We start from the raw sequence: 13397 nt of genomic DNA on the forward strand, positions 1-13397 counted from the left end.
CCCTACAGACAACGGCGGTAACAACCTCAACAACAGAGGCAAGCCTATGAACAGTTCGACCAATGCAGTAAAACGCTGGTGGTACATCATGCCAATCGTGTTTATCACGTACAGCCTGGCGTACCTTGACCGTGCCAACTTCAGCTTCGCGTCCGCGGCGGGGATCACAGAGGACCTTGGCATCACAAAAGGTATCTCCTCCCTGCTGGGTGCCCTTTTCTTCCTGGGCTACTTCTTCTTCCAGATCCCCGGCGCGATTTATGCGGAACGCCGCAGCGTGCGTAAGCTGATCTTCATCTGTCTGATCCTGTGGGGCGCCTGCGCGTCACTGACCGGCATGGTGAACAATATTCCTGCCCTGGCCGCCATTCGCTTTATCCTCGGCGTCGTTGAGGCGGCGGTTATGCCCGCGATGCTGATCTACATCAGCAACTGGTTTACCAAATCTGAACGCTCGCGCGCGAATACCTTCCTGATCCTCGGTAACCCGGTCACGGTACTGTGGATGTCGGTGGTGTCCGGCTACCTGATCCAGTCCTTCGGCTGGCGCGAAATGTTTATCATCGAAGGGGTGCCGGCGATTATCTGGGCCTTCTGCTGGTGGGTGCTGGTGAAAGATAAACCTGCCCAGGCGAAATGGCTTTCCGAAGATGAAAAAGCGGCGCTGCAGGCGCAGCTGGACAAAGAACAGCAAGGTCTGAAGGCGGTACGTAACTATGGTGAAGCCTTCCGCTCGCGTAACGTAATCCTGCTCTGCGCGCAGTACTTTACCTGGAGCATTGGCGTGTACGGTTTTGTGCTGTGGCTGCCGTCCATTATCCGCAGCGGCGGTGAAAACCTCGGCATGGTCGAAGTAGGCTGGCTGTCATCCGTACCGTATCTGGCGGCAACCATCGCGATGATTATCGTCTCCTGGGCGTCGGACAAGCTGCAGAACCGCAAGCTGTTTGTCTGGCCGCTGCTGCTGATTGCTGCCTTCGCCTTTATTGGCTCCTGGGCCGTGGGCGCAAATCATTTCTGGGCCTCTTATACCCTGCTGGTGATTGCCGGTGCCGCCATGTACGCCCCGTACGGACCGTTCTTTGCCATCATCCCGGAAATGCTCCCGCGTAACGTCGCGGGTGGTGCAATGGCATTGATTAACAGCATGGGTGCACTGGGCTCGTTCTGCGGCTCCTGGTTCGTCGGTTACCTGAACGGTGCCACCGGCAGTCCGTCCGCATCGTACATCTTTATGGGGGTGGCGCTTTTCGCCTCTGTGTGGCTTACTCTGGTTGTTAAGCCTGCTAATAATCAACAACACCCTGTCGGCGCTCGACACGCCTGAATCCTTAAAAATCAACGGAGATTAGCATGAAGCCGTCCGTCATTTTGTATAAAGCACTGCCGGAAGATCTGCAGAAACGTCTTGAAGAACACTTCACCGTCACCCAGGTGAAGAACCTGCGCCCGGAAACCGTGGCACAGCACGCCGACGCGTTCGCCAGCGCCGAAGGCCTGCTGGGTTCAAGCGAGAAAGTGGATGTCGCCCTGCTGGAGAAAATGCCGAAGCTTCGTGCTACCTCAACCGTTTCCGTGGGTTACGACAACTTCGACGTGGATGCCCTAAACGCCCGCAAGATCCTGCTGATGCATACGCCGCATGCCCTGACGGAAACCGTGGCCGACACGCTGATGGCGCTGATGCTCACTACGGCCCGTCGCGTAGTGGAAGTCGCCGAGCGCGTCAAAGCGGGCGAGTGGACAAAAAGCATTGGTCCGGACTGGTTCGGCGTGGACGTTCACGGTAAAACGCTGGGCATTGTCGGTATGGGGCGTATCGGGCTGGCACTGGCGCAGCGCGCGCATTTTGGTTTTAACATGCCGATTCTGTATAACGCGCGTCGCCACCACAGTGAAGCCGAAGAACGCTTCAACGCCCGTTACTGCGAGCTGGATACCCTGCTGCAGGAGGCCGATTTTGTCTGCCTTGTCCTGCCGCTGACGGACGAAACCCGTCATCTGATTGGCAAAGAGGCTTTTGAAAAGATGAAGACGTCAGCCATTTTCATCAACGCGGGTCGTGGCCCGGTGGTAGATGAGAAGGCGCTGATTGAGGCCCTGCAGAACGGTGAGATCCATGCAGCAGGTCTGGACGTCTTTGAGCAGGAGCCGCTGCCGGTGGATTCGCCACTGCTTTCGCTGCCTAACGTGGTTGCGCTGCCGCACATCGGCTCAGCTACCCATGAGACGCGCTACAACATGGCGGCCACTGCGGTCGATAATCTCATCGCCGCCCTTAGCGGAAAGGTGGAGATAAACTGCGTGAACCCGCAGGTGCAACGATAGAAACGAAAAAACCCGCCAGAAGGCGGGTTTTTGAATTTTGTGCTACTGGGTTGGAAGCTTACAGGCTTACAACGTTACCAGCTGCTGGGCCTTTAGCGCCGCTTTCGATGGTGAAGGACACTTTCTGACCTTCGTCCAGAGATTTGTAGCCATCGTTCTGGATAGCAGAGAAGTGTACGAACACGTCTTTAGAGCCATCGTCAGGAGTGATGAAGCCGAAACCTTTATCAGCGTTGAACCATTTTACCAGACCAGTCATTTTAGCAGACATAGAAATTACCTTATTAACAAATATATTGTGCCTTCCGGCTTGATGGATTGCGTTACAGATTTTTAAGCGATGAAGGAAGGGTCACAACGAAGGGTATCTATGGATAACAATCTGGACTGCTTTACTAAACTGCTTTAGGTCTGTGTAACAAACCGACGGGGATAGTTATACCGATGTGGTAGAGGAATGACAAGCGTTATTTTCGATATGCATAAAAAACCCCGCCGGAAGCGGGGTTTTTCGGTTTATTCTGTGGCAGTGACTGCGGCACTCCAGGCCTGGCTAAAGGCCTGATGCTGGGAGGCCAGCGGCCCAATCAGCGTATTGTACTGGCTTGCCTGCTGCGAGGTCGGGAACTGAATACCGTTGGCAACAAAGCTCACCTGCGTATTCTGCTGGGCGATAAAGTCACCCACCTGGACCAGCTGCTGCGTGAAGATTTGCGCGGCCGGGATCAGCGGTTGCAGCGCTTCAGACGGCTTGGTCACCACTTTCTCATACACTTTGTCGAAGACCGGTTTGAGATCGTCGCCCTGCTTCAGCGCAGAACGTGACGCGTCAGCCTGCATTTTCGCATTCTGCAACTGCTGGCTCAGCACGCCAAGCGCACCGTTGGACTGGCGCAGTGGTTCACGCTGCGTCATGTAATCCTGCGGAACGCGAATGGCGTTCACGCTATCCACCACGGGACGGATACCGGAATCCATCGCCTGGCTCACCTGCTGTGAATAACCATATAGAATGGCGTAATCGGACACGAAGGGGCCAAACTGTTTTTTCTGATCCGCAGTCAGCGTCGGCAACCGTTCGCCGCTGCGCATCACTGTATTCTGCAGAAAATCGATAAACGCTTTGCGCTGATCGCCTTCTTTATCAAAACACCCACTCAGGCTAACAACCATCAACAACGCCGCAATAGGCGCAAACCAGCGAGAGCAGGACTTTCCTGTCGCCATTTTATTACTCCTTTCACCCAAAAAAGCGCACACCGGCACACGCGTGCCCGACGCTGACAAGGATAGTCCAGGTCAGCCTTGCAAGATACTCTTTTCATGCAAAACGGCTATTGCCGATTTATTTCTTACCATTTACAAAAAAATACCTGGCGAAGCCGACATATGACTAATCAGGGAATTAGCATAACTATCCATATTGCTGAATCGGATACAGCGATCGTTACCGCACGATTAATCACACCCGTGACGATCCTGGGTTGGTATTAGGGACTATTCTTAATTGGCTCTCTGATGTTCTTGATCACGATGTGAGATTTAAGAGGAGTCCTCAATGGAATATAAAGATCCTGAGTTTGAACTGCTGAGCAGTCTGGAACAGATCATTTTTAAAGATGTACCGCAGACGATTACCCTGCAACAAAAATCCAATCCCTTTACAGAATATGAGCAATTGCGCAAAGGGACAGGACTGAAAACGGAAGAATTCGCCAGAGCGATGGGTGTCAGCGTGGCTATGGTGCAGGAGTGGGAGTCAAAACGTGAGAAACCCACTCCAACCGAGTTAAGGCTGATGCGCCTGATTCAGGCCAACCCTGCACTCAGCAAACAGATAGCGTAGTGAAGATTGAATGCCCCCGCCTTTGCGGGGGCTTGTGTTTTAAAGGCTATCACAACGCCAGCCCGCCTCTTCCCACACCAGCTCATGCGTTAATGTTAATCCTCTTAGAAAAGCCTCATCGTGTGATACTACCAGCAGAGCCCCGGGGAAACCGGCCAGCGCGGCTTCAATGGCCTGGACTGAGGCCAGATCCAGATGGTTGGTCGGTTCATCCAGCAGCAGAAGCTGCGTGGACTCCGCGCGCCACAGCACGCAGGCCAGGGCGGCCTTAAGACGCTCGCCGCCGCTGAGCTCCGCCAGCGGGAGCATCACTTTGTCAGCCCCCAGTTGAAGCTGCGCCAGACGGGTTCGCAATACCCCCTCTTCCAGAGGCGTATGACTCAGGTTGAGATGCGTCATGACCGACTGCGAAAGATCGAGCCGGGACAGATGTTGGTCGAGATAAGCGCAGCTGACGGATACCTTACAGGTACCCGAATGGGGGACAATCTCGCCGAGGAGGGTTTTTAACAGCGTCGATTTTCCGCAGCCGTTCGGCCCCTTTAACGCCACGCGCATCGGTCCATCCATCCGCCAGTTGAGCGGAGGAACAGGCACATGCGGCAGCACCAGATCCTCCAGCACCAGCACCTGCTTGCCCTCCGGAACCTGACTCCCCGGCAGAGTGAACATCACCGGGTTATCGTCTTCAACGCGTTCACGCGCCTTGTTAACCGCGGCGTTCAGCGCTTCGTTTTGCTCGCTGTGCTGTTTTTTCCAGGAGCCGATACGTTCCTTTGCCGCGCCTTTATATTTGACCCGCTCGAACGATGCGATATTCAGGGTATCGACGGTGCGCAATGTCTTTGCCGACCGCCGCTGGCTGTCGTCATGCTCTTTTTGCATCCGTGCCCGTGTACGTTTGCGCTCGGTTGCCGCATGTTCCAGCGCCGAGCGGGCCGCCTGCTGTTCGGCATCGCGCTGGGTTTGATAATCCGCATAATTCCCGCCGTAGCTGCGCAGACCCGAGGCGCTCAGTTCAAGGATACGCGGCACCTGCTTCAGAAGTTCGCGGTCATGGGAGGCCACCAGCACGCCACTCTGATACCGACTCAACTGGTCGTAGAACCACACCCGGCCTTGTCGATCCAGATGGTTAGTGGGTTCGTCCAGCAGCAGGAAATCCGCTTTCGCTGTAAACGCCCCACACAGTAGGGCGCGAATGCGCTCACCGCCGCTGAGTTCAATGGCGGGCTTATCCGGATCAAACGGTGGGAGCTGCGCATTCATAAACGCCTCGCTCAGGCGCTCGGCGACATCCCAGTGGCCGTCGAGCAACGCCAGATCGTCAGGCTGGTAATCGCCGCTGTCGATGCGCTTACGCGCCGTAAACATCGCGTCATATCCGAGCAGTTCCGCCAGCGTCGTCTGCGGCGAAATAACGTGCTGCTGCGCCACATAGAAATGTGAGCCAAAGCGTTCAATATGACCGGTAGCCGGTTCGTCCATCCCCGCCAGCAGACGCAGCAGACGCGTTTTCCCGCTGCCGTTGCGGCCAACCAGCGCGCACAGGGAGGGTTCCAGCGTGAGATTCAGCGGACCAAAAAGAATATCGCCCGTCGGAAACTGACAGGTGACCTGATGCAAAATAAAAGAAGGGGACTGCGCAAAATGAGCCATAAGCACTCCTGAATGAAATCAAAACATCCCCTGCCGACGCGGTAGCGTTTAGCAAGGATCGAAATTCATCAGTCGTGTTTGTTCATTTTTGGGGGGGCGCTCCAGCGCGAGAAAGTTAACGGGATAAGGATAGCGGTAATGGGTTGACCATTTCAAGGTTAAATTTTGGGCGACTTATACTCCCTCTCCCTTTGGGCTGAGGGATCCCCACAAATTAATGCGAGCAGTGAACAATCCCCTCGCCCCTTTGGGGAGAGGGTTAGGGTGAGGGGGAGCATACGGCTCTGGTGGTCATTCCGTTCACTTTATGTTCCTTGCTACTCTGTAACGACAATACCCGTGAACGTGCCAGGGTGGCTCAGTCGCCACCACCCTGGCTACCCGGGCTCCCGGCGGTAAATCGCCGCTACGCGGTACCTTCGGCTTATTCCTTCCGGCTTATCGGGGACGGGCGGAGGTAACATCCCTGTAAAGCCCGCCCTCTCGGCGCATCCATGCGCCTCGCCCCGGCCTGCAGGAAACGCCTCAGCGATTTACAGCCGGACCATAGCGTCGCTGTAAGACCTCTGCCCGTAGTATGCTTTTCATTGCGGTAATTTTGCGAGTCTCTTTCCAGAAATGGTAATATCCTCAGTGGCATAGCTCAAATCTATTGCCGCCTGTCTTGATGAGCAGTAAGTTCTCTTTGCACCTGCAAAATCAGGTGCCGGGTTTAGCATCCTGGCTTATCTTATCGGCGGCACATTATGTGCAGCATGCTTTGCTACATCTCAATGGTGGGCTGAGCAGGGGCATCGAAAGATGCGCCGGTATCCGATAAGGCCGGTAATGCTAACTCTGTTCAGTCCACCACCAGCGAAGTTAGCATTTCCGGTGGTGGAAGCTTTATCACTTATCGGAGGCTGCCAATATGGCTACTACCCCAACCCAAGCTCATTCTTTATTCACCCTGCCCTTCAACCACGCCACCGACTTCACCGAACTGGCGGATAACTGCGAACGTTTTACCGACGCACTGGTAGATTGCGAAGAACCCGCCCCAAAAATGGCGCTTTACGGCAGACTTTATGCATGTCTGAATCTTCTGCAACCCACGCTTCTGGAACCTATTCCGGACGCTTTAAAAGCCAGCCTGACCGTGAAGGAACTCCCGTCACGCGTTCCGGCTTTCGAACCCGAATGCGATCAGCTGGGGCGCTACTGTCAGGAGCTTACGCAGATGCTGATGAACGGCTCACTGCCGCGACAATCTGAAATCGTGATGGAAGATTTGCTGTGCGAGCTGGTCAGCTACTTTGCTGATACGCTGAAGGCACCGCGCTGGCTGCAGACAGACGAAGGCACAATCGCGATCGGCTAAACCTGCCGGATGGCGCTGCGCTTATCCGGCCTACAAAAGACCCATAAAAAAACCCGCCGAAGCGGGTTTTTAGCATGTGTAACAGCGGATACATTACTGCAGCAGCGAAATATCCGCCACGCGCAGGAACAGCTCGCGCAGTTTTTCGAGCATGGAGAGACGGTTAACGCGCAGCTCTTTATCTTCTACGTTCACCATCACTTTCTCGAAGAAGGCGTCGATAACGTCACGCAGCTCGGCCAGCTCCACCAGCGCTTCCTGGTAGCGACCTTCCGCGAAGTATGGCTCGAGCTTGTCGCGCAGCACCACAACCTGCATCGCCAGGGCGATCTCTTCCGGCTCTTTCAGCGTCGCAGCGTTTACGCGCTCGTTCAGCGTCTCGTCGGATTTCGCCAGAATGTTGGATACACGCTTGTTGGCCGCGGCCAGGGCAGATGCCGCTTCCAGCGTACGGAAGTGGGAAACCGCCTTCATACGCGCATCGAAATCAGCCGGACGGGTCGGACGACGCGCCAGCACCGCCTGAATGGTGTCAACGGTGTAACCTTCGTCCTGATACCAGGCGCGGAAACGACCGAGCATGAAGTCGATCACGTCATCCACCACGTTCGCGTTGGTCAGCTTGTCGCCGTACAGACGCACCGCTTCTTCGGTCAGGGTCTGCAGATCCAGGTTCAGGTTCTTCTCAACGATAATACGCAGCACGCCCAGCGCAGCACGGCGCAGCGCAAACGGGTCTTTGTCGCCTTTCGGATGCTGACCGATACCAAAGATACCCGCCAGGGTGTCCATCTTATCGGCAATCGCTACGGCACAGGCAACCGGGTTGGACGGCAGTTCGTCACCCGCAAAGCGCGGCTGATACTGCTCGTTCAGGGCCACAGCCACGTCTTCCGCTTCGCCATCGTGACGCGCGTAGTGCATGCCCATGACGCCCTGGGTGTCGGTAAATTCGAACACCATGTTGGTCATCAGGTCGCACTTGGACAGCAGACCCGCACGCGTTGCGTGGTTGACGTCCGCACCGATTTCACGGGCAATCCAGCCGGACAGCTCCGCGATACGGTCGGTCTTGTCGCGCAGCGTACCCAGTAGCTGCTGGAACAGCACGGTCTGCAGGCGCGGCAGGTTATCTTCCAGACGTTTTTTACGGTCGGTATTGAAGAAGAACTCGGCATCCGCCAGACGTGGACGCACGACCTTCTCGTTACCAGAGATAATCTGGATCGGATCTTTCGATTCGATGTTTGCCACGAAGATGAAGTTTGGCAGCAGTTTGCCGTCGTTGGCGTAGACCGGGAAGTACTTCTGGTCACCCTTCATGGTGTACACCAGCGCTTCAGCCGGTACGGCCAGGAATTTCTCTTCAAACTTCGCGGTCAGCACAACCGGCCATTCAACCAGAGAGGTCACTTCTTCCAGCAGGCTTTCGCTCAGGTCGGCGTTACCGCCAATCTGGCGCGCCGCTTCTTCGGCGTCCGCTTTGATTTTGGCTTTACGCTGTTCGTAGTCGGCAATAACTTTACCGCGCTCCAGCAGGATTTGCGGATACTGGTCGGCATTGTCGATAGTGAACTCAGGCTCGCCCATAAAGCGGTGGCCGCGGATCACGCGATCGGACGCCACGCCCAGAATGGTGGCCGGAATAACGGTGTCGCCCAGCAGCAAGGTCACGGTGTGAACCGGACGCACGAAGTGCACGTCAGACGCGCCCCAGCGCATCAGCTTAGGAACCGGCAGCTTCGCCAGAGACGTGGCAATCATGTCCGGCAGCAGCGCTTCCGCGCTTTCGCCCTTCACGTGCGCACGGTACAGCAGCCACTCGCCTTTATCCGTGGTCAGACGCTCGGCCTGATCAACGGTGATGCCGCAGCCGCGCGCCCAGCCTTCAGCCGCTTTGCTCGGTTTGCCTTCCGCGTCAAAGGCCTGGGCAATCGCCGGGCCACGTTTTTCGACTTCGCGATCTGGCTGGGACGCCGCCAGATTTGCCACTTTCAGCGCCAGACGGCGCGGTGCAGCAAACCACTCAATGTTACCGTGTGCCAGGCCAGCGTTATCCAGCTCGGCAGTCACGTTCGCAGCGAAAGATTCAGCCAGGCTGCGCAGGGCTTTTGGTGGCAGCTCTTCGGTGCCGATTTCCACCAGGAAAGTTTTCTCAGACATGGCCGCCTCTTATTTGTTTCGGTTGCACATCGGGAAGCCAAGGGCTTCACGGGACGCGTAGTAAGCTTCTGCAACGGCTTTGGTCAGGGTACGAATACGCAGGATGTAGCGCTGACGTTCAGTCACGGAGATGGCTTTGCGGGCGTCCAGCAGGTTGAAGCTGTGGGCGGCCTTCAGAATACGCTCGTAGGCAGGCAGCGGCAGCGGAGTCTCCAGCGCCAGCAGCTGCTGCGCTTCTTTCTCGTACTGCTCGAAGCAGGTGAACAGGAAGTCCACGTCCGCGTATTCGAAGTTATAGGTGGATTGCTCCACTTCGTTCTGATGGAACACATCGCCGTAGGTGGTTTTACCCAGCGGGCCGTCGCTCCAGACCAGGTCGTAAACGCTGTCTACGCCCTGAATGTACATCGCCAGACGTTCCAGACCGTAGGTGATTTCACCGGTGATCGGCTTACATTCCAGACCACCCACCTGCTGGAAGTAGGTGAACTGGGTCACTTCCATGCCATTCAGCCACACTTCCCAACCCAGACCCCAGGCACCCAGCGTTGGGTTTTCCCAGTTATCTTCCACGAAACGGATGTCGTGGATGGTTGGATCCATACCCAGCTCTTTCAGCGACCCGAGGTACAGTTCCTGAATGTTGTCGGGTGATGGCTTAATCACCACCTGGAACTGATAGTAATGCTGCAGACGGTTCGGGTTCTCACCGTAACGACCATCGGTCGGACGACGGGAAGGCTGCACATAAGCAGTCGCCATTGGCTCTGGACCCAACGCGCGTAAGCTGGTCATCGGGTGTGAAGTGCCGGCGCCGACTTCCATGTCCAAAGGTTGAACAATGGTACAGCCCTGACGAGCCCAGTAATCCTGTAAGGTCAGGATCAGGCCCTGGAAGGTCTTGGTATCAAACTTTTGCATAGTATTTCGTGCTGGATACGTGTGGTTTTAAATGGAAGGGACCAGTATACCCGCTGGCTGCAAGATATACAGTACGAAACGGGGTTGTTTAGGGAAAATTGGGAAATAAGCCTTGCAGCCAGAACGCTGACGGCGTCTGGCTGTTGATTATACGAGCAGCCTAGCGCATGGAGAGGTGTAAAAACTGACCGTCCGCATCAAACGAGCAGACAAAGCCCTCTTTGCGCGACGTATGGCCCCGCAGCTCATAGCTGCCCTGAAAACGTTCAAAGCCGTTAACGTCAATTTTCTGCACGTCCGAGTTATAGCGGCGAGCAGCCCGATCTTTACAGAGCGCTTCCATATTCAGTGAACGTTCCGGGCTCATTTTACCCTGCTGCGCTTTTTGCACAGGGGCTTCCTGTGGCGCACTGCATCCCGCCAGGATCAACAGCAGAAAGAGTGACGCCACACGCTTCATCATCATTTTTATTACCGCCCTGGTCAGTGGCTGTTATTTTTAGTATCAACGCTTTTATAGATTATGGTCCGGCATTCTGCGAATCTCGTGGCCTCCCGACAAGCCTGCGGAATAAAACTCAGAATTTTCCAAACGAAGACATTTGGACAATGGGAGTCACACTCAATTTACAGGGAATACGAGGAACTGATGCAGTCAAAAATTAACTGGATTGATAACCTGCGAGGAATAGCCTGTCTGATGGTGGTCATGATCCACACGACGACCTGGTATGTCACGAATGCGCACAGCATCAGCCCCGTTAACTGGGATATCGCCAATATTCTCAACTCTGCGTCGCGCGTCAGCGTCCCGCTGTTCTTTATGATTTCCGGCTTTCTCTTTTTTGGCGAGCGCAGCGCGCAGCCGAGGCACTTCATCCGCATCGCGGCCTGCCTGGGGTTCTACAGTGCCGTTGCCTTGCTCTATATCACTCTGTTCACCTCAATAAACGCCGGACTATCGCTGAAATACGTGCTGCAAAAACCGGTGTTTTACCACCTGTGGTTCTTCTTCGCCATTATCGTTATCTATCTGGTCTCCCCGCTCATCCAGGTAAAAAACGTCAGCGGTAAAATGCTGCTGGCTCTGATGGTGGTGGCTGGCATTATTGCCAACCCGAATACGCTCTCACAGAAAATCGACGGATTTGAGTGGCTGCCGGTCAATCTCTATATCAACGGAGATACTTTTTACTACGTGCTTTACGGCATGCTGGGGCGTGCCATTGGGATGATGGATACGCAAAAACGCGGTCTGAACTGGCTCTGCGGGGCGCTGTTTATCGCTGGGGTGGCGGTGATTTCACGCGGGACGCTGCACGAGCTGCAGTGGCGCGGCAATTTTGCCGATACCTGGTATCTGTATTGCGGGCCGATGGTCTTTATCTGTGCCGTCTCGCTGCTCACGCTCGCCAAAAACACCCTGAACGCGCGTCCCCTGCCCGTGCTGAGTCTTATCTCCCGGCACTCTCTCGGGATTTACGGTTTTCACGCGCTGGTGATCCACGCGCTGCGAACGAGAGGCATTGAGCTAAAAAGCTGGCCGGTGCTGGATATCGTCTGGATTTTTGCCGCCACGCTGGCGATCAGCCTGTTGCTGTCGATGCTGCTGCAAAAAATCGACGCTCGCCGCTTCGTCAGCTAATGCTTCGCTGTCGGGCGCGATGGTACTGCCGCGGGGAGGAAAACCCTGCCGCCAGTGAAGCCTGCTCCACGCCGCGCCCCTGCAATAGCCATTGCTCCGCCACCGCCAGACGCAGCTGCTCCAGATAATCGCGAACGCTAATGCCTAAATGTGACTGGAAAAGCCGGGTGAGATGACGCGGGCTAACGTGCGCCAGTGCGGCAATGTCAGGCAAGCTCCACGTTTTTTGCGGCTCGGCGGTGAGCGCATCCTGCGCCCGATGAATCGCCGGATGAAGATGATTGCGGTAGCGTAGCCACGGAGATAGCTGGGGATCGTCACCGGAACGGCGGAACCAGACCACCATCTCACGCGCCACGGTCAGCGCCTTTTCTGGGCCGCACAGGCGGTTAATCATATGCAGCGCCAGATCGATGCCCGACGTGATCCCCGCGCTGGTCCAGATGTTCTCGTCCTGCACAAAGATGCGGTTTTCTTTAATCGTCGCCGTGGGAGCTGCGGTGCGTAAACGGCTGATAACGTCATGGTGGGTGGTGCACTGCCGATTGTTCAGCAGGCCCGACTTCGCCGCCAGTAAGGCTCCGGAACAGACGCACATCACCGTGATATCCCGGCGCTGAATGACCGGCTGCAGGCGCATCAGCCAGTGCTGGATCTGTAACGCCTGTGGTGTCGAAAACTGAGTTCGGGAGTCGCTCACGCCGGGCAATACCAGCAGGCTCCCCTCAGGAAGCCTTTCCGGTAACGGTTGGATGCCGCTCATCGTCAGGCCTATCGACGTCGGAACCTCCGGTTGCGGGCCGATGTAATGCAGACGAAACGCGTCGCCAGCCAGCACAAAGGTCTCTGCCGGGCCGGTCATGTCTAATGACAGCACACCGGGCAACATCACGAACCAAACGTCGATGCTCATTACAGGGACTCCAGCGTCTCCGCTACCGTTTTAATCTCGGCAAAACGCCCCGAAAGTACCGTCTCGGTACGATGGCGAATTTCCGCTGCACTCAGGGTAATGCCCCTGTACGTCATCGGAAACGTCAGCGTTGCCTCACTGACAAAGGTCACAGCATAACCCAGATCGGATGCCACCCGGGCGGTGGTTTCGCAGCATTGCTCAGTGCGAATGCCGCAGATAATCAGCTGGTTGATATCACGCTCGCGCAGCCAGCGATCGAGCCCGGTATCCGTGAAGGCATTATGGACGTGTTTCTGGAAAACCACATCCGGCTGATGACGTAAAAAGGCCATCGGTTTGACAAACCCGCTCTCCAGGGTAAAGGGACCGTCTTCATCCACATGAAAAATATCAACAACCGGAATATTGCGCGCCTGGCAGCTTTCAATCAGCCCCAGCATCGCCTGCTGAAAGGCAGGGATCTCGCTTTCCTGCCAGTAATTGCGGTGGTGAAATGACTGCTGCGTATCGATATTGATTAATGCAATGCGTGACATGATGGATCTCCTTGCCAGTGGGT

13 protein-coding genes and 1 pseudogene are annotated in these 13397 nt (G+C 55.7%); 6 read left to right on the forward strand and 8 right to left on the reverse strand.

The features are described 5' to 3' along the window. Positions 1–46 precede the first annotated feature (46 nt). Both P349_RS04010 and ghrB read left to right on the forward strand, forming a co-directional pair. Positions 47–1327 (forward strand): MFS transporter, encoded by a 1281-nt coding sequence (locus tag P349_RS04010; RefSeq protein WP_024909077.1) that lies wholly within the window; start codon positions 47–49, stop codon positions 1325–1327. A gap of 26 nt (positions 1328–1353) precedes the next feature. Then, positions 1354–2328: a glyoxylate/hydroxypyruvate reductase GhrB gene (gene ghrB / locus P349_RS04005; protein WP_032650800.1), complete on the forward strand. Its 975-nt coding sequence runs from the start codon at positions 1354–1356 to the stop codon at positions 2326–2328. A 58-nt stretch (positions 2329–2386) separates the two neighbouring features. On the opposite strand, the gene cspE is transcribed toward ghrB, so the two are convergent. Both cspE and P349_RS03995 read right to left on the reverse strand, forming a co-directional pair. Next, positions 2387–2599 (reverse strand): transcription antiterminator/RNA stability regulator CspE, encoded by a 213-nt coding sequence (gene cspE / locus P349_RS04000; protein ID WP_003860775.1) that lies wholly within the window; start codon positions 2597–2599, stop codon positions 2387–2389. 245 nt (positions 2600–2844) lie between these two features. Next, positions 2845–3555: a DUF3053 domain-containing protein gene (locus P349_RS03995; protein ID WP_024909075.1), complete on the reverse strand. Its 711-nt coding sequence runs from the start codon at positions 3553–3555 to the stop codon at positions 2845–2847. Between the two features lie 331 nt (positions 3556–3886). Between P349_RS03995 and P349_RS03990 the strand changes: the two genes are divergently transcribed. Beyond that, positions 3887–4174, forward strand: coding sequence for an HTH-type transcriptional regulator (locus P349_RS03990; protein WP_008502755.1), 288 nt, complete (start codon positions 3887–3889; stop codon positions 4172–4174). Between the two features lie 39 nt (positions 4175–4213). Here the strand turns inward: P349_RS03990 and P349_RS03985 are convergent, their stop codons facing one another. Continuing rightward, positions 4214–5833 carry an ABC-F family ATP-binding cassette domain-containing protein gene (locus tag P349_RS03985; protein ID WP_032650799.1) on the reverse strand — a complete coding sequence of 540 codons (1620 nt, stop codon included), beginning with the start codon at positions 5831–5833 and terminating at the stop codon, positions 4214–4216. Between the two features lie 842 nt (positions 5834–6675). On the opposite strand from P349_RS03985, the pseudogene P349_RS26980 reads away from it, so the two are divergent. Further along, positions 6676–6855 (forward strand): annotated as a pseudogene (locus P349_RS26980) (hypothetical protein); the annotation flags it as partial. Then, positions 6816–7193 (forward strand): hypothetical protein, encoded by a 378-nt coding sequence (locus P349_RS03980; RefSeq protein WP_338010673.1) that lies wholly within the window; start codon positions 6816–6818, stop codon positions 7191–7193. The pseudogene P349_RS26980 and the gene P349_RS03980, both read left to right, overlap by 40 nt. A 93-nt stretch (positions 7194–7286) precedes the next feature. Here P349_RS03980 and glyS read toward each other — a convergent pair whose 3' ends face one another. The 3 genes from glyS to P349_RS03965 all read right to left on the reverse strand — a co-directional run bounded on the left by glyS (position 7287) and on the right by P349_RS03965 (position 10743). After that, positions 7287–9356, reverse strand: coding sequence for a glycine--tRNA ligase subunit beta (gene glyS, locus P349_RS03975; RefSeq protein ID WP_032650798.1), 2070 nt, complete (start codon positions 9354–9356; stop codon positions 7287–7289). Between the two features lie 9 nt (positions 9357–9365). Then, positions 9366–10277 carry a glycine--tRNA ligase subunit alpha gene (gene glyQ, locus P349_RS03970; RefSeq protein WP_003860141.1) on the reverse strand — a complete coding sequence of 304 codons (912 nt, stop codon included), beginning with the start codon at positions 10275–10277 and terminating at the stop codon, positions 9366–9368. 160 nt (positions 10278–10437) lie between these two features. After that, a complete protein-coding gene (locus P349_RS03965; RefSeq protein ID WP_032650797.1) occupies positions 10438–10743 on the reverse strand; it encodes a YsaB family lipoprotein in 306 nt (101 codons plus the stop codon). Between the two features lie 183 nt (positions 10744–10926). On the opposite strand from P349_RS03965, the gene P349_RS03960 reads away from it, so the two are divergent. Next, positions 10927–11922: an acyltransferase gene (locus tag P349_RS03960; RefSeq protein ID WP_032650796.1), complete on the forward strand. Its 996-nt coding sequence runs from the start codon at positions 10927–10929 to the stop codon at positions 11920–11922. Here the strand turns inward: P349_RS03960 and P349_RS03955 are convergent. Together P349_RS03955 and P349_RS03950 are read right to left on the reverse strand one after the other, a co-directional pair. Further along, a complete protein-coding gene (locus tag P349_RS03955) occupies positions 11915–12835 on the reverse strand; it encodes a GlxA family transcriptional regulator (RefSeq protein ID WP_032650794.1) in 921 nt (306 codons plus the stop codon). The two genes, P349_RS03960 and P349_RS03955, sit on opposite strands and share 8 nt — an antisense overlap. Continuing rightward, a complete protein-coding gene (locus P349_RS03950; RefSeq protein WP_032650793.1) occupies positions 12835–13374 on the reverse strand; it encodes an isochorismatase family protein in 540 nt (179 codons plus the stop codon). The genes P349_RS03955 and P349_RS03950 overlap by 1 nt, the downstream gene beginning before the upstream one ends. Between the last annotated feature and the right edge of the window lie 23 nt (positions 13375–13397).

The organism is Enterobacter sp. DC4, from assembly GCF_000568095.1.
GTDB lineage: Bacteria > Pseudomonadota > Gammaproteobacteria > Enterobacterales > Enterobacteriaceae > Enterobacter > Enterobacter pseudoroggenkampii.